General features: G+C 63.2%; 14 protein-coding genes. 13 read left to right on the top strand and 1 reads right to left on the bottom strand.

Features of this window, described 5'->3' with window-relative positions; genetic code table 11:
* Window positions 1-155 precede the first annotated feature (155 nt).
* Complete coding sequence (locus API01S_RS10810) at window positions 156-632, top strand: ComEA family DNA-binding protein (protein ID WP_254598564.1); 477 nt, start codon at window positions 156-158, stop codon at window positions 630-632.
* Window positions 633-713: 81 nt separating this feature from the next.
* Entirely contained in the window at window positions 714-1622 is a 909-nt protein-coding gene (gene cysM, locus API01S_RS10815) for a cysteine synthase CysM (protein ID WP_006218216.1), read from the top strand.
* Between the two features lie 93 nt (window positions 1623-1715).
* Here the strand turns inward: cysM and mltB are convergent, their stop codons facing one another.
* Window positions 1716-2870, bottom strand: a complete 1155-nt coding sequence (gene mltB, locus API01S_RS10820; RefSeq protein ID WP_050727777.1) for a lytic murein transglycosylase B — start codon at window positions 2868-2870, stop codon at window positions 1716-1718.
* A 10-nt stretch (window positions 2871-2880) separates the two neighbouring features.
* Here mltB and API01S_RS10825 point away from each other — a divergent pair, with 10 nt between their 5' ends.
* The 11 genes from API01S_RS10825 to cysW all read left to right on the top strand — a co-directional run bounded on the left by API01S_RS10825 (window position 2881) and on the right by cysW (window position 16878).
* Entirely contained in the window at window positions 2881-3804 is a 924-nt protein-coding gene (locus API01S_RS10825) for a histone deacetylase family protein (RefSeq protein WP_081451514.1), read from the top strand.
* 70 nt (window positions 3805-3874) lie between these two features.
* Complete coding sequence (locus API01S_RS10830) at window positions 3875-4624, top strand: electron transfer flavoprotein subunit beta/FixA family protein (protein ID WP_006218219.1); 750 nt, start codon at window positions 3875-3877, stop codon at window positions 4622-4624.
* A gap of 2 nt (window positions 4625-4626) precedes the next feature.
* Complete coding sequence (locus API01S_RS10835; RefSeq protein WP_006218220.1) at window positions 4627-5556, top strand: electron transfer flavoprotein subunit alpha/FixB family protein; 930 nt, start codon at window positions 4627-4629, stop codon at window positions 5554-5556.
* 199 nt (window positions 5557-5755) lie between these two features.
* Window positions 5756-7447: an aspartate-alanine antiporter gene (gene aspT, locus API01S_RS10840; RefSeq protein ID WP_061304452.1), complete on the top strand. Its 1692-nt coding sequence runs from the start codon at window positions 5756-5758 to the stop codon at window positions 7445-7447.
* A 112-nt stretch (window positions 7448-7559) separates the two neighbouring features.
* Window positions 7560-9407: a bifunctional aspartate transaminase/aspartate 4-decarboxylase gene (locus API01S_RS10845; protein WP_061304453.1), complete on the top strand. Its 1848-nt coding sequence runs from the start codon at window positions 7560-7562 to the stop codon at window positions 9405-9407.
* Between the two features lie 25 nt (window positions 9408-9432).
* On the top strand, window positions 9433-11133 hold the full coding sequence (gene aspT, locus API01S_RS10850) for an aspartate-alanine antiporter (RefSeq protein WP_061304455.1): 1701 nt from the start codon (window positions 9433-9435) through the stop codon (window positions 11131-11133).
* A 69-nt stretch (window positions 11134-11202) separates the two neighbouring features.
* Window positions 11203-13029, top strand: coding sequence for an acyl-CoA dehydrogenase (locus tag API01S_RS10855; RefSeq protein ID WP_006218224.1), 1827 nt, complete (start codon window positions 11203-11205; stop codon window positions 13027-13029).
* A gap of 150 nt (window positions 13030-13179) precedes the next feature.
* A complete protein-coding gene (locus tag API01S_RS10860) occupies window positions 13180-13821 on the top strand; it encodes a peroxiredoxin (protein ID WP_006218225.1) in 642 nt (213 codons plus the stop codon).
* Window positions 13822-14035: 214 nt separating this feature from the next.
* Entirely contained in the window at window positions 14036-15064 is a 1029-nt protein-coding gene (locus API01S_RS10865) for a sulfate ABC transporter substrate-binding protein (protein ID WP_061304458.1), read from the top strand.
* Between the two features lie 24 nt (window positions 15065-15088).
* Window positions 15089-15979, top strand: coding sequence for a sulfate ABC transporter permease subunit CysT (cysT, locus tag API01S_RS10870; protein ID WP_061304647.1), 891 nt, complete (start codon window positions 15089-15091; stop codon window positions 15977-15979).
* Window positions 15976-16878: a sulfate ABC transporter permease subunit CysW gene (cysW, locus tag API01S_RS10875; protein ID WP_006218228.1), complete on the top strand. Its 903-nt coding sequence runs from the start codon at window positions 15976-15978 to the stop codon at window positions 16876-16878. The genes cysT and cysW overlap by 4 nt, the downstream gene beginning before the upstream one ends.
* Window positions 16879-16888 lie beyond the last annotated feature (10 nt).

The following is a 16888-nucleotide window of genomic DNA, read 5'->3' on the forward strand; positions in this document are numbered from 1 at the left end:
GAAAATTAGGCCACCCTTGGGGGTGGTCTTTTTTTTGCCCGCGTAGTTTCCGAGGTGGATCAAACCATTCACTGCGCGGCCTGGCGAGCGGGCTGGCGTCCATGATCCGGGGGTGGTTCGGCATTCAGCCGCGCCCATCCCACCCGGAGACCTACATGAATCCTTTTCTCGTATCCACCATTGCCCGCCGCGGCTCGCCCATGCCCTGGCGCAAGATCCGTTCGGCGCAGTCGCCAGCGGGCGCACACGGCGTGCGCCGCCCTTGGCGTCAGGCGCTGGGCGTCATGCTGGTGACCGCCGCCCTGGGGTTCGCGTCGAACGACGCCCGCGCGGTGGACGTCAACCAGGCCAGCGCACAGCAATTGGAAACCATACGCGGCATCGGTCCCCGCACGGCGGAGATCATCATCAACGAACGCGAGCGCGGAGGTCGGTTTGACTCTTTCGAGGACCTTGCCGACCGCGTGCGCGGCATCGGCGAGAAAAAGGCGCAGGCACTGAAGGCGGCCGGTTTGCAGGTGGGCGAGGGCGATGCCCCGGCCGCCACCGGTCAAGGCGCTGCAGGCGCGGCAACCACTGCCAAGCCGGCCAAGGGCAAGCCCGGCGCGCCGCCAGCGGCTGCCCGGCCCTGATACACCGGGCCGGCAGCTAACCCCTGGCGCGAGCGCGGCTTTTGTCCGCGCCCGGCGCCAGGCAGAGTTATTATCTTTTGCATGACTACTACCTACCCCACTATCGAGCAGACCGTCGGCAATACGCCGCTGGTGCGATTGCAGCGCATTCCCGGTGCCGCGGGCGCCGCGCGTGGCAACGTCATCCTGGCCAAACTGGAAGGCAATAACCCAGCCGGTTCCGTCAAGGATCGGCCGGCTTTGTCGATGATCCACCACGCCGAAGCGCGTGGCGACATCAAGCCGGGCGACACCCTTATCGAAGCCACCAGCGGCAATACCGGCATCGCGCTGGCCATGGCGGCGGCGATGAAGGGGTACCGCATGATCCTCATCATGCCGGACAACCTTTCTGTGGAACGTCGCGCGGCCATGACCGCCTATGGCGCGGAACTGATCCTGACGCCGGCCGACAAGGGCGGCATGGAATACGCGCGCGATCTGGCCACCGAGATGCAGGCCGACGGCAGGGGCGTGGTGCTGGACCAATTCGCCAATCCCGACAATCCGCGTGCGCACATTGAAACCACGGGGCCTGAGCTGTGGACGCAAACCGAAGGGCGCATCACGCACTTCGTCAGCGCCATGGGCACGACGGGCACCATCATGGGCGTATCGACCTACCTGAAATCGCGCAATCCCGCGGTGCAGATCGTCGGCGCGCAGCCTGCCGAAGGGTCGCAGATCCCGGGCATCCGCAAGTGGCCGGAAGCCTATCTGCCCAAGATCTTCGACCGCAGCCGGGTGGACGCCTACGAATCCATCCAGCAGACGGAAGCTGAAGCCATGGCGCGCCGGCTGGCCGCCGAAGAAGGCATCTTTGGCGGCATCTCGTCCGCCGGCGCGCTGGTTGCCGCGCTGCGCGTGGCCGAACGGGTCAATGACGCGACCATCGTATTCATCGTTTGCGATCGTGGCGACCGCTACCTGTCCACGGGCGTCTTCAACTGAGGCCCACCCGCGTAACGGGTCGCCAGCCAGCGCCCTGAATGAAAACGCCCCGTTCAATTCCGACGGGGCGTTTTTCTTTGGCGCGGGACAAGCTCAACGTGTGACGCGCGCTTCGATCTCGTAAGCCAGATCGGCAACCGAGGTCGCGTAGAAGTAGCTGCGATTGTATTTGGTCAGCGCAAAGAAATTGGGTGTGCCAACCCGGTATTGCGCCGTGCCGCGCGCTTCTTCGACCAGGTCCACCACGCCCAGGGGCTGGCTGCCCCAGCCTGCGCTGCTGGCCCCGGGTTGCAGTCGGGCGCCGGCCGCCGACAGCGTGCTCCAGGTTTGCTTGGGTTCAAGGCCGCCGTCGACCAATGCCGTCGGGTCCGCCGGCAGCACCACTGGCGCGAACACGGGCAAGCCGCGCTGCCAGCCGTGCTGGGCCAGGAAGCTGCCCACGGACATGATGGCGTCCTGGGTATTGTTGGTCAGGTCGATGTGGCCGTTGTCGTCGCCGTCCACCGCGTAATGCATGATGCTGGTCGGCATGAATTGCGGCATGCCGATAGCGCCCGCATACGAGCCGCGCGTCTCCAGTTCCAGCTTGTCTTTCATGACCAGCGTCAGGAAGTCCGCCAGTTGCCCCCGGAACATCGCTGCGCGCTCGGGCTTGTTGGGATCGGGATAGTCAAAGGCGAGCGTGGCCAGCGCATCCAGCACCCGGAAGTTGCCCATGTTGCGGCCGTACAGCGTTTCCACGCCGATGATGGACGCGATGATGGGCGCGGGGACGCCAAAGCGTTGGGCCGCCTGATTGAGCAGGTCGCGGTTTTCGTTATAGAACTCCACGCCCCAGCCTATGCGCTTGGGTTCGACGAAGCGCGACCGATAGGTCAGCCAACTGCGCCAGATTTTCTTGCCGGGCGCGGCGGGCGCGATCAGCCGCGAGACGGTGGCGTTGTAGCGCGAGCTTTCCAGCGCCTTGACCATCGGGTCCAGCGGCAACTGGCGTTCGGCCGCCAGGTCTTCTACGAAACTGCGCACTTCCGGGCGTAACGCGCCGGTGGCGGTCAGGGTGGCAGGTGCGTCGTCCGGCAGTTCGGATCCCGGTGTCGGCGTCGTGGGTCCAATGCGGATGGCGGTGTTGGCGGAGGCGGCCGTGGAGGCGGTAGTAAGGGAATTCGGAGCAGAGGGAGCGGTGGTGGAACAGCCCGCCAGCAGGGCGGAAAGCGTTCCGAGTTGCAGTAATCGCCGACAGATGAACATAATCTTCCTTATGGAGACCATGTATCTTACCCACCCGGCCTGCCGCTTGCATGAAATGGGCAGTTGGCACCCTGAAAGCCCGCAGAGGCTGGATGCCATTTCCGACCAGCTTCTGGCCAGCGGCCTGATGCCCTATCTGGACGACCGGCAAGCGCCGCAAGCGTCCCGAAATGACATCCTGCGGGTGCACACCGTCCAGTATCTGGACAGTTTGCGCGAACATACGCCGGACCAAGGGTATTACCCAATCGATCCCGACACGCTGATGAATCCGCACACCTACGAAGCGGCCCTTTATGCGGCCGGCGCGGGGGTGGCGGCGGTGGACGCGGTGATTGGCGGCGAAGCCCGAACGGCGTTCTGCGCGGTGCGTCCGCCTGGCCACCACGCCTGCCGCTCGCAAGCCATGGGCTTTTGTTTCCTGAACAATGTCGCCATCGCGGCGCGCCATGCGCTGGATTTCCACGGCTTGTCGCGCGTGGCCATCGTGGACTTCGACGTCCACCATGGCAATGGCACCGAAGACATCTTCGCTGGCGACGAACGCGTGCTGATGTGCAGCTTCTTCCAGCATCCGCTGTTTCCCAACAGCGGCGTCGAACACCCTGCGGACAACATGCTGAACGTGCCGGTGCCCGCATATACGGTGGGGCCCGCGGTCAGGGCGATCGTCACGGAACAGTGGCTGCCCCGGCTAGAAGCATTCCGCCCGGAACTGATCCTGGTGTCGGCCGGATTCGACGCGCACCGGGAAGACGATATGGGCCAGATGGGCCTGGTGGAAGCGGACTACGCCTGGATCACAGAACGGCTTGTCGAGGTGGCCGAACGCCATAGTCAAGGCCGGATCGTCAGCACGCTTGAAGGTGGTTACAACTTATCTGCGCTGGGTCGCAGCGTGGTTGCGCATATACGAGCGCTGGCGAAGCTGTAGAATCAGGAAAAAATTGTGCAATGCGATCCCGGCGCATGCCGGGTATTTATTTCCATTTGGAGGCAGCGGGATGAAGGTGTTGGTACCTGTCAAGCGCGTCGTTGACTACAACGTCAAGGTGCGAGTCAAGTCGGATCAGACTGGCGTGGATATCGCCAATGTGAAGATGTCCATGAACCCCTTTGACGAAATCGCCGTCGAAGAAGCGACCCGACTCAAAGAGAAGGGTGCCGTCGCTGAAGTCGTGGCGGTTTCTTGCGGCGTTGCGCAATGCCAGGAGACGCTGCGCACCGCCATGGCAATCGGCGCCGATCGCGGCGTGCTGGTTCAGACCGATGCCGAGTTGCAGCCGCTGGCCGTGGCCAAGCTGTTGAAGGCGCTGGTCGATAAGGAACAGCCGCAACTGGTGATCCTTGGCAAGCAAGCCATCGACGACGACGCCAATCAAACCGGTCAGATGCTGGCCGCGCTGCTCGACTGGCCGCAAGCCACGTTCGCCAGCAAGGTTGAGCTTGCCGACGGCAAGGTCACCGTCACGCGCGAAGTGGACGGCGGGCTGGAAACGCTGACGCTCAAGCTGCCGGCCATCGTCACCACCGACTTGCGCCTGAACGAGCCGCGTTATGTCACGCTGCCGAACATCATGAAGGCCAAGAAGAAGCAGTTGGACACCGTCACGCCCGAAGAACTGGGTGTTGATCCCGCGCCGCGCCTGAAAACGCTGAAGGTCAGCGAGCCGCCCGCCCGCAAGGCCGGCATCAAGGTGGCCGACGTTGCAGCTCTGGTGGACAAACTCAAGAACGAAGCGAAGGTGGTCTGAACATGACGACGCTGGTTATTGCCGAACACGATAACGCCCAGCTCAAGGGCGCAACCCTGAACGCCGTCGCCGCCGCCGCCAAGATCGGAGGCGATGTGCACGTGCTGGTCGCCGGCGCCAATGCGCGCGCCGTGGCCGACCAGGCCGCCGCTGCCGCAGGCGTCGCCAAGGTCCTGCTGGCCGACGCGCCGCAACTGGCTGATGGCTTGGCCGAAAACGTCGCAGCCCAAGTGCTGGCCGTTGCCTCCAACTACAGCCACATCCTGTTCCCGGCTACCGCCTCGGGCAAGAACGTGGCCCCGCGCGTGGCCGCCAAGCTCGACGTGGCGCAGATCTCGGACATCATCGGCGTGGAATCCGCCGACACGTTCCAGCGCCCCATCTACGCCGGCAACGCCATCGCCACCGTGCAATCGGCCGACGCCGTGAAGGTCATCACCGTGCGTACGACGGGCTTTGACGCCGTCGCCGCGCAAGGTGGCTCGGCTGCCGTGGAAGACGTGGCTGCCGTGGCGGACTCGGGCTTGTCCTCGTTCGTCGGCCGTGAAGTCGCCAAGAGCGATCGCCCCGAACTGGCCGGCGCTCGCGTCGTGGTGTCGGGTGGCCGTGGCTTGGGCAGCGCGGAAAACTTCAAGATCCTGGATCCGCTGGCTGACAAGCTGGGTGCCGCACTGGGCGCTTCCCGTGCCGCGGTCGATGCCGGCTACGCGCCGAACGACTGGCAGGTTGGTCAAACCGGAAAGATTGTTGCGCCGCAGCTGTATGTGGCCGTCGGTATTTCCGGCGCCATCCAGCACTTGGCCGGCATGAAGGATTCGAAGGTCATTGTTGCCATCAACAAAGATCCCGAAGCCCCGATCTTCGGTGTGGCCGATTATGGTTTGGTCGGCGACCTGTTCCAGGTCGTGCCTGAACTGACCGGCGCGCTGTAAGAAACATCGCAGCCAGATAAATACGAAAGCCCCGCGGACGCATAGTCCGCGGGGTTTTTTTTGATGAGCGATGAATTGAGATAGTTTGAGATTTCCGTAGTATTTCTTTGGGAATTCGAAAGATTCTGATAATGTATTTCGCGCGCAGCAGGATTTTTCGCGCACGTGCTCGACCTGTACAGAACGAAGGAGATTCGGGATGGAATGGTTCTTTGACACATTGCGGAAGTATCCAGAGTTGGCGGTCTTTCTTACCCTCGGGTTGGGATATTGGATCGGAGCCAAAAAAATCTTCGGTTTCAATCTCGGCGCAGTCACAGGGACGTTGCTGGTAGGTGTGCTGGTCGGCCAGCTCAACCTCACCATCGCTCCAATCCTCAAGCAGGTGTTCTTCCTGCTTTTTTTATTTGGTCTTGGCTACGGCGTCGGACCACAATTTTTCCGCGGCATGAAAAGCGATGGCCTTCCCCAGGTCATTTTCGCGGTTGTCATATGCGTTATCTGCCTGCTGGTCACCTGGGGCACCGCTGTCGGGTTTGGATTCGACGCGGGCACGGGTGCCGGACTGTTGTCGGGCGCGCAAACCATTTCGGCAGTGATGGGGGTAGCGACGGACACCATTAACGGGCTTGGCGTTGACGCTGCGACGAAGAAACAGTGGATCGACAATATCCCGGTCGCCTATGCCGTCTGCTACATCTTCGGCACGGTTGGCAGCGCTTGGCTGCTGGCTTCGCTTGGGCCCAAGCTGATGCGCGTGGACATCGTCAAAGAGTGCAAGGAATACGAAGCCAAGATGTCCGGCAGCGGCGATTCCATGGAACTGTCCGGTTACCGGAAATTCACGGCGCGCGCCTATCGGCTGGATCACGTCGACTTGGTCGGCAAGACGGTGGGCGACCTTGAAGCGCGCTTTGTCGAGGCGCGCGTGTTCGTCGAGCGCATCCGCCGTGGCGATCAGGTCATCGACGCCGACTCCACGACGGTGCTGCAAGCGGGCGATGTGCTGGGCGTCACGGGGCGCCATGACGCGCTGGTCCTGCAGGCGGGCGGCATCATCGGTGGCGAAGTCGAGGACAGGGAAGTGATCAACTTGCCCGCCGAGATCGTCGAGGTGGTGCTGACCAATAAGAACGTGGCCGGCAAGACGGTCAAAGAACTGGCGGAAAACGAAACCGTCCGTCAACTTGGCCGTGGCGTGTTCCTGCGCAAAGTCATACGTGGCGGCCACGAAATGCCGGTCAACTGGGGCCTCAAACTGGACCGGGGCGACCGGCTGGTCGTATTGGGCGCCAAGCGGGATGTCGAGCGCGCCGTGGGCAAGCTGGGTTATGTGGATCGCGCCACGGAGCAGACCGACATGGTGTTCGTGGGCTTCGGCATCTTGCTGGGCGGCTTGTTTGGCTCTCTGGTGCTGACGGTCAGCGGCATACCCATCACCTTGTCGACCTCGGGCGGCGCGCTGATTTCAGGCCTGGTCTTCGGCTACCTGCGATCGGTGCATCCCACTTTCGGCCGCGTGCCAGAGCCCGTGCACTGGTTTCTCACATCCGTGGGGCTGACCGCCTTCGTGGCGGTGGTCGGCATCTCGTCGGGGCCGGGTTTCGTGGCAGGCTTCCAGCAATTGGGCGCCAAGCTTTTCGTGGCCGGCATCATCGCCACCAGCGTGCCAATGATATTGGGCGTGCTTATCGCCCGATATGTTTTCAAGTTCCATCCGGCCATCGCGCTGGGCGTCTGCGCTGGCGCCCGGACCACGACGGCTGCGATCGGCCAGATCACCGAGACGGCCAAGAGCCAGGTGCCCGCACTGGGCTACACGGTGCCCTATGCGATCGGCAATACCCTGCTCATTATCTGGGGGATTGTCATTGTCATGCTCATGACCTAGTGGGACGCCCGCAAGCTTCGCGCTTGCGGGCTGCATATCGGGTCGGCGGGCGTGTCCCGAACGAGCCGCCCCGGCCAGCGCTTGTCAATTCGCAAACCAGGAGTACTGAATAATGGCTTCTACCGCGCCTCTCACTGTCAGTCTGGCCTCGGCCTTGAAAACCACCCGTTCGCGCCAACGCGACCTGGAACAGCTCTCGCCTTTCGAACTGAAGGACTATCTGATTACGCTGGCCAAGGAAAACCAGCAGACGGCCGCCCTGACCATGTTGAATGCAGGCCGGGGCAATCCGAACTGGATCGCCACCGAACCGCGCGACGCCTTCTTCCTGTTGGGCCAGTTCGCCATGAAGGAAGCGCGCCGCGTGCGCGATGAAGGCATTCTGGCGGGCATGCCGCCCAAGAAGGGCTGCGCTGACCGGTTGAAGAAATTCCTGTCCAAGCACAAGGGTGAGGACGGCTACGATTTCCTGTTGGGCGTGCTGGAATACGGCGTCAAGATCAAGAGCTTCGATCCGGACGAGTGGATCCACGAACTGACCGACAGCATCATCGGGGACAACTATCCCGTGCCGCCGCGCGCGCTCGTGCACATCGAGCAGATCGTGCATGACTACCTGATCAAGGAAATGTGCGACGGCCAGCCGCCCAAGGGCAAGTTCGACTTGTTCCCGGTCGAAGGCGGCACCGCCGCCATGTGCTACATCTTTGATTCGCTGATGCAGAACGGCTTGTTGAAACAGGGCGACACCATTGCGCTGTTCCTGCCGACCTTCACGCCTTACATCGAAATCGCGCATCTTGAGCGCTTTCAGTTCAAGATCGTCGCCATCAACGCCAACAGCATGCGCGCCGATGGCACGCATGACTGGCACTATCCCGCCTCTGAAATCGCCAAGCTGGAAAATCCGAAGATCAAGCTTGCCGTGACGGTCAACCCGAGCAACCCGCCGTCGGTGGCGTTCAGCCCGGTCGAGATGAAGCAGATCGTGCGCCTGATCCGCAAGAATCCCAATCTGGTGCTGGTCACGGACGATGTGTATGGCACCTTCGTGCCGAACTTCCGCTCGCTGATGGCCGAAGTGCCGCACAACACCATTTGCGTCTACTCCTTCTCCAAGAATTTCGGCTGCACGGGATGGCGTCTGGGCGTAATCGCCACGCACGAGAAAAACGTCATGGACCGACGCATTGCCGAGCTTCCGGCAGCGTGGAAGCAGCGCCTGAACAAGCGGTACGGCGCCATGACGATGGAACCCGAAAAGCTCAAGTTCGTCGACCGTATGGTGGCTGACAGCCGCAATGTGGCGCTGAACCACACCGCTGGCCTGTCCTTGCCGCAGCAGGTGCAGATGGGCCTGTTCGCGTTGTCCCACCTGCTGGATCTGAAGGATAGCTACAAGCACCTGACCATGCAGATCGTGCGCGATCGCCGCGACGCGTTGTGGAGCGGGCTGGGCATACCGGTGCCGCCGGAAGACCCCATGCGCGCCTGGTATTACGTGGAACTGGACTTCATGGTCTGGGCCAAGATCATGTATGGCGACGCCTTCTGCAAGTACATGACGTCGAACTACGAGCCGGTGGACTTCCTGTTCCGCCTGGCCGAGAAGACGGGCGTGGTGCTGATGGACGGTGGCGGCTTTGGCGGGCCGCCGTGGTCGATCCGCATCTCGCTGGCCAATCTTGACGATGGCGACTACGCCAAGATCGGCAAATACATGATCGAGTGCGGGTCCGAATACGTCGAGGCATGGAAGGCGTCCGAACTGGTGCGTTCGGGCCCGATGGCGGGCAAGGGCCAGACCGTGAAGGCGAGCGGAGCCAAGCGCGCGGGCAAGGCGGCGAAGAAGGCGGTCGCCAAGACGGCGGTGAAGAAGGCGGCGAAGAAGGCGGTGAAGAAGGCAGTCAAGCAAGCAGACACCGCCGCCAGATCCGCCAAGAAGGCGACTGCTCGCTAGCAGCCCACCAAAGGCGACCCGACCCATGACTTGCTCGATCGGATTTTTCAATAGCGTCCCCATCGCAGTCTTGTTTGTCACGGTGGGCTTGGGATATCTGATCGGCAAGTTGAAGGTCGGTCCGATTCAACTGGGCGGCGTGTGCGGAACGCTGATCGTCGCCCTCTTGATCGGCCAGACGGGTTGCCAGATGCGCGGCGATCTGAAAGAGGTCGCTTTCGCGCTGTTCATCTTTGCCATGGGCTACTCGGGCGGCCCGCAGTTCTTCGCCAATCTGAACCGATCCAGCCTGCGCTACATCGCGCTGCCGATCATCGAAGCATTGCTTGTGCTGACCATCGTGTTGTCGGCCGTGCCGCTGTTTGGCCTGGATGCCGGTACGGCAGCGGGGCTGGCGGCGGGGGCGGCGACGGAGTCGGCCGTGGTGGGCACCGCTGCCGAGGCGCTCAAGCACCTGGGCCTGGCGGATGCCGAGGTGCAGCGCATGGAGGCCAACATCGCGACGGCCTACACGCTGACCTATCTGGTGGGCTTGATCAGCATCGTCTTCTTCACCAGCCAGATCGCGCCCGCACTGCTGCGCATCAACCTGCGCGAGGCCTCCAAGGCCTTGGAAGCCAAGCTGGGCGTGGCTTCCGGGGACGACGATGAGGTCAATCTGCCGTCGTTGCCCCGACTTGTCGGACGCGCCCACGTCGTCAAGGACGCCGACGGCATGAAGGTCGGCGATGTCGAAGCGCAGCTGGGCGGCCGCACCGTGATCAGCCGTATCCTGCGCGATGGCGTAGCGGTGAGCGCTACGCCCGGCGATACGCTGGCCACCGGCGATGTCGTGGTGGTGCTGGGCTTGCGCCGTTTCGCGCTGCGCGCGGGTACGGTGGTCGGCCCGGAAATCCAGTTGCCCGAGGCGCATGCCGACGACCTGCAACTGAGCGAGCTTGCCGTCATCGTCAACCAGAAGACGGTCAATGGGCACACCGTGGGCGAATTGGCTCAACGACCCAACGCGAAGCGCGCGCGGGGAGTCTTCGTGCAATCCATCACCAGGTCGGGGCATGTGCTGCCGTTGACGCCGGCGACCGTCGTGCAGTACGGCGACCTGGTGACACTGGTGGGCACCGAACCCGAACTGTCGGAAGCCGGCGCGGCGCTGGGCAACGAGTTGCGTCGCAGCGGCGTCACCGATCTGGTGTTCCTGGCCTTCGGCATCCTGGCTGGCCTGATGATCGGCAGCCTCAGCGCGCGCCTGTGGGGCATTCCGGTATCGCTGGGTAGCGGCGGCGGGGCGCTGGTCAGCGGCCTGGTGTGCGGCTGGATCAATGCGAAGCGGCCCTCGTTGGGGCATATGCCCGATCATGCCGTGCAACTGCTCAAAGACCTGGGGCTGGCCGTGTTCGTGGCCTGCGTGGGGCTGTCGGCGGGGCCGGAGGCCGTATCGCTGATTCGTGAACATGGCGCGGTGCTGCCGTTGATCGGCTTGCTGGTGTCGTTGGGGCCCGCCTGCCTGTCGCTATGGGTGGGCCACAAGATACTGAAGATCGAAGGGCCGCTTCTGGTGGGCGCCATCGCGGGGCAGCACGTCAGCACGCCCGCCATCAGCGCCATCCTGAATTCCAGCGGCAGCTCGGTGCCGCTGCTGGGCTACACCGTGACCTATGCGATCGCCAACGTGCTGCTGCCCGTGCTGGGACCGATCATCGTGTCGTTGGCGTACCATCTGAGTTAAGACGCGTATCTGAAAGACGCAGAAGCGAGGCGCCAGGCGCCTCGCTGTCGTTTTGCACACGGAGACATCATGCCCTACGTAAGCCCCCTACAGGATTTCCGCTTCACGCTGAATGAACTGGCCGGCCTGAACGAAATTCTTGCCTTGCCCGGCTTCGGAGACGTCACGCCGGATCTGGTCGACGCCATCCTGCAAGAGAACGGCCGCTTCGTGGAGCAGGCGGTGGCTCCGTTGAACGTGCCCGGCGATACGCAGCCTCCGGTCTGGAAGGACGGGCAGGTCACCACCACCCCGGGCTATGCCCAGGGCTTCAAGGACTACGCGGCTGGCGGCTGGCAGGGCCTTCAGCATCCGCAGGAGTGGGGTGGCCAAGGCCTGCCCAAGCTGGTCGCCGCCGCGCCCAGCGAGAACATCCAGGCCGCCAGCCTGGCGTTTTCCTTGTGCCCGATGCTGACCGACGGCGTCATCGAAGCGCTGCTGACCGTGGGCTCGGAGGCGCAGCGCAAGGAATACGTGCCCAACCTGATCGCGGGAAAGTGGACGGGCACCATGAACCTGACCGAACCGCAGGCGGGCTCGGACCTGGCGCAGGTCGCCACGCGCGCGGTGCGCCAGGACGACGGCACGTTTCGTCTGTTCGGCCAAAAGATCTTCATTACTTTCGGCGAGCACGACCTGGCCGAAAACATCATCCACCTGGTGCTGGCCCGCACGCCGGATGCGCCTGCTGGCGTGAAAGGCATCTCGCTTTTCATCGTGCCCAAGTTCCTGGTCGACGCCAATGGCGCGGTGGGCAAGCGCAACGACGTCTGGTGCGCGTCGCTGGAGCACAAGCTTGGCATCCATGGCAGTCCGACCGCTGTGCTGCTGTATGGCACGGGCCAGGGCGAAGTGGGCGAGGGCGCGGTGGGCTACCAGGTGGGCGAATTGAATCGCGGCCTGGAATACATGTTCATCATGATGAACGCGGCCCGCTATTCGGTGGGCCAGCAGGGCATCGGCGTGTCCGAACGCGCGTATCAGCATGCACTTGCCTATGCACGTGAGCGCGTGCAGGGCCGCGCGGTGGAGGGCTCGCCGGGTCCGGTGGCCATCGTGCGGCATCCCGACGTGCAGCGCATGTTGCTGACCATGAAGGCGCTGACCGAGGCTGCCCGTGCCGTGTCCTATGTGACGGCCGCCGCGCATGACAAGGGCACGCATCATCCCGACCCCGAACAGCGTTCGCGCAATCGGGCGTTCTACGAATACATGGTGCCCATCGTGAAAGGCTATTCGACCGAGACCGCCGTCGAGGTCGCCTCGCTGGGCATCCAGGTGCATGGCGGCATGGGCTTCATCGAGGAAACCGGAGCGGCGCAGTTCTACAGGGACGCGCGCATCTTGCCGATCTACGAAGGCACCACGGCTATCCAGGCCAATGATCTCGTCGGCCGAAAGACGCAACGCGACGGCGGCGCCACCGCCTACGCGGCCATCGCCGCCATGCGCGAAACACTGCGCGCGGTCGAGGCGGAATCGACGCGAGCCGCCGCCCCGGAACGCGATGCGCTGCGCCTGTTGCGCGACAACCTGGACGGCGCCATTCAGGCCTACGAGGCCGGCGTCGGCTTCATTCTTGAACAATCGGCCTCGAATGTGCGCGCAGTCTTTTCCAGCAGCGTGCCTTATCTGATGCTGGCGGGCGTGGTGCACGGCGGCTGGCAGATGGCGCGCGCCGTGCTGGCGTGCCGTAAGCATCTTGCTGCCGGCTCGACCGATCCGTTCTACAGAACGAAAATCGCCACCGGATTGTTCTACGCCGCGCACATCCTTCCGCGTGCGCTCGCGCTATCCGCCGCCGTGCGCGCGGGTGTGGTGGCGGACGCTTGCGGCGCGGCCGCGGATATTGCATAAGGTTATATGGCTTGCGTATTTCCGCTACCGAAGGTTTGATGGAAGAATCGTTTCGCAAGCGGTAAATTCCGCATTGAAATGCCATTCTGCGCTGCCCAACAAGGCGGGTGGCCAGGTCCCTCCCAACTGAATCCGCATAAAGGAGACACCATGAGTCATCTACGTCTGGGCGATACCGCCCCTGATTTTGAACAGGATTCCTCGGCCGGTCCCATTCGTTTCCACGAATATCTGGGCAATAGCTGGGGGGTGCTGTTTTCGCATCCGGCCGATTTCACGCCCGTGTGCACGACCGAGCTGGGTTACACCGCCAAGCTCGCCGACGAATTCGCCAAGCGCAACGTGAAGGTGCTGGCCCTGTCGGTGGACGGCGCCGATTCGCATTCGAAGTGGATCGAAGACATCAACGACACGCAATCGACCAAGGTCAACTTCCCGATCCTGGCCGACAAGGACCGCAAGGTCTCCGAGCTGTACGACATGATCCACCCGAACGCCAACGCGACCTTGACGGTGCGTTCCGTGTTCATCGTCGACCCGAACAAGAAGGTGCGCCTGATCATCACGTACCCCGCCAGCACGGGCCGCAACTTCAATGAAATCCTGCGCGTCATCGATTCGCTGCAATTGACCGATAGCCACAGCGTGGCCACGCCGGTCAACTGGGAAGACGGCGACGACGTCATCATCGTGCCGTCCTTGCAGGACGAGGCCGTCATCAAGCAGAAATTCCCCAAGGGCTACAAAGCTGTGCGCCCGTACCTGCGCATCACGCCGCAACCGAATAAGTAAATTCGGATTCCGGGGGGTCGCCTCCCGGCTCCACAGGCGGTTTTCAACCGCCCGAATCGCCGCCTTCTCCATAGGAGAACGCGGCGATTTTTTTTGGCTTGGGACGGCCGTCCTATATGCCTGCGAGCGATGAGCAATCAAATAATGATTCGTTCCGTTCAGAATGCGCAGCCAGCACACTTGCTTCCAGATTGCCAAACACAGGGAGCAAGGGATGTCTTTCGGGAAAGCGGGTTGGTTGGCCGCGTTGGCGGCAGTGGCGGTTTCTCTGACGGCCGCGATGCCGGCCCAGGCGCAGCAAAAGCAGACGTTGTTGAACGTGTCCTATGACCCCACGCGCGAGCTGTACCGCGCCATCGACGAGGCATTCATCAAGCAGTACAAGGACACGGCGAATGTGGACCTGACGATCCGCCAATCGCATGGCGGTTCGGGTCGCCAGGCGCGCTCGGTCATCGACGGGCTGGAAGCCGACGTGGTGACGCTGGCGCTGGCCTACGACATCGACGCCATCGCCGATCGCGGCCTGGTGCCCGAGAACTGGCAATCGCGCCTGCCGCAGAACAGCTCGCCCTATACGTCCACCATCGTGTTCCTGGTGCGCAAGGGCAACCCCAAAGCCATCAAGGACTGGGACGACCTCATCAAGGATGGCGTGCAGGTCATCACCCCCAATCCCAAGACCTCGGGCGGAGCGCGTTGGAATTACCTGGCCGCGTGGGCCTATGCGCTGGAGAAGAACGGCGGCAGCGAAGACAAGGCGCGCGCCTTTGTCGGCGACCTGCTCAAGCACGTGCCGGTGCTGGACACCGGCGCTCGCGGCGCCACGACCACGTTCGTGGAACGCGGCGTGGGCGACGTGCTGCTGGCCTGGGAAAACGAAGCCTTCCTGGCGCAGGAAGAGCTGGGTCCGGACAAGTTCGACATCGTGGTGCCGTCGCTGTCCATCCTGGCCGAGCCGCCGGTAGCCATCGTCGACAAGATCGTCGACAAGAAGGGCACGCGCGCCGCCGCGCAGGCCTATCTGGAATTCCTGTACACGCCCGCCGCCCAGGAGATCATCGCCAAGAACTACTACCGGCCTATCGACAAAGCCGTGGCGGCGAAATACGAAAGCAAGTTTCCCAAGGTCAAGCTCGTCACCATCGACGACAAGATCTTCGGTGGCTGGCGCAAGGCGCAGAAAGATCACTTCAGTGATGGCGGCACCTTCGACCAGATCTACCTGCCGCAAAAGAAATAACGGAACGAGCTTCGGACGATGGCCATGACGACTGCCTCCCCCCCGACGGCGAACGGCGCGCAAGCGCCTTTTGCCGTGCGGCGCAACAGCCCGGGCGTGCTGCCCGGCTTCGGTATATCCATGGGGTATGCGGTGCTGTACCTGAGCCTGCTGGTGCTGATTCCGCTTGCCGCCTTGCCCATCAAGAGCGCGGAGCTGGGTTGGCAGGGGTTCTGGGATACGGTGACTGCGCCGCGCGTGATGGCCTCGTATCAGCTGACCTTTGGCGCGTCGCTCGTTGCCGCGCTGGTCAATCTGGTGTTCGGGTCCGTGGTGGCCTGGGTGCTGGTGCGTTATCGCTTTCCCGGCAAGAAGATCCTGGACGCGCTGGTGGACCTGCCGTTCGCGTTGCCCACGGCGGTGGCCGGCATCGCGCTGACCGCGCTGTATTCGCAAAAGGGCTGGCTGGGCGGGCCGTTGTCGGAGTGGTTCGGGTTGAAGGTCGCATTCACGCCGCTAGGCATCGTGATTGCGCTGATTTTTATTGGCGTGCCTTTCGTCGTGCGCACGGTGCAACCCGTGCTGGAAGACGTGGAGCGCGAGATCGAGGAAGCCGCCGCCAGCCTGGGCGCCAGCCGCTGGCAGACCATCCGGCGCGTGCTGCTGCCGACCATCGCGCCGGCATTGATGACGGGCTTTGCGCTGGCGTTCGCGCGCGCGGTGGGCGAATACGGATCGGTGGTGTTCATCGCGGGCAACATGCCGATGGTGTCCGAGATCACGCCGCTTTTGATCATCTCCAAACTTGAGCAGTTCGACTATGCGGGCGCGGCCGCCATCGCCACCGTGATGCTGCTGCTGTCCTTCGTCATGCTCTTTGTCATCAACATGCTGCAAGGCTGGCAGGCCCGCCGCAATCTCGGGAGGCTGGCATGAGCGCATCGGATCGTCCTGCTCACTTGACCGAACCGCGCTGGGTGCGCGGCATCTTGTTGTTCGTGGCGCTGGCTTTTCTGACCCTGTTCCTCCTGGTGCCGCTGGCGGCGGTGTTCGCCGAAGCCTTCAAGAAAGGTTGGCAACTGTACCTGGACGCCATCGTCGAGCCCGATGCGCTGTCCGCCATCCGGTTGACCTTGCTGGTGGCGGCGATCGCACTGCCGGTCAATCTGGTGTTTGGCGTGGCCGCCGCGTGGGCCATCACCAAGTTCCAATTTCGCGGCAAGCAATTCTTGATCACGCTGATCGACCTGCCGTTCTCGGTGTCGCCCGTGGTGGCCGGCCTGGTCTTCATCCTGTTGTTCGGCACGCAGGGGTGGCTGGGCGGCTGGCTTCAGGACCACGACTGGAAGATCGTCTACGCGGTGCCCGGCATCGTCCTGGCGACCTTGTTCGTGACCTTTCCCTTTGTCGCGCGCGAACTGATCCCGCTGATGCAGGCGCAAGGCAGCGAAGAGGAACAGGCCGCGCTGACGCTGGGCGCCAGCGGTTGGCAGATCTTCTGGCGCGTGACGCTGCCCAACATCAAGTGGGGACTGCTGTACGGGGCCATCTTGTGCAATGCGCGCGCCATGGGCGAATTCGGCGCGGTGTCGGTCGTGTCGGGGCAGGTGCGCGGGCTGACCAACACGATGACGCTGCACGTTGAGATTCTCTACAACGAATACCAGTATTCGGCGGCGTTCGCCGTGGCCTCGCTGTTGGCGCTGCTGGCGCTGGTGACATTGGTGGCCAAGAACGTGGTCGAGTGGCGCAACGCGCGCCTGCTGCGTGCCGCCGACGTGCCGGTCGAGTATCCCGGCGCGGCGACGGCCACGATCAAGCCGGCCGTCGCGTGACGCGACGGCC

Source organism: Achromobacter piechaudii NBRC 102461 (genome assembly GCF_001571245.1).
GTDB classification, from domain to species: Bacteria; Pseudomonadota; Gammaproteobacteria; order Burkholderiales; family Burkholderiaceae_B; genus Achromobacter; species Achromobacter piechaudii.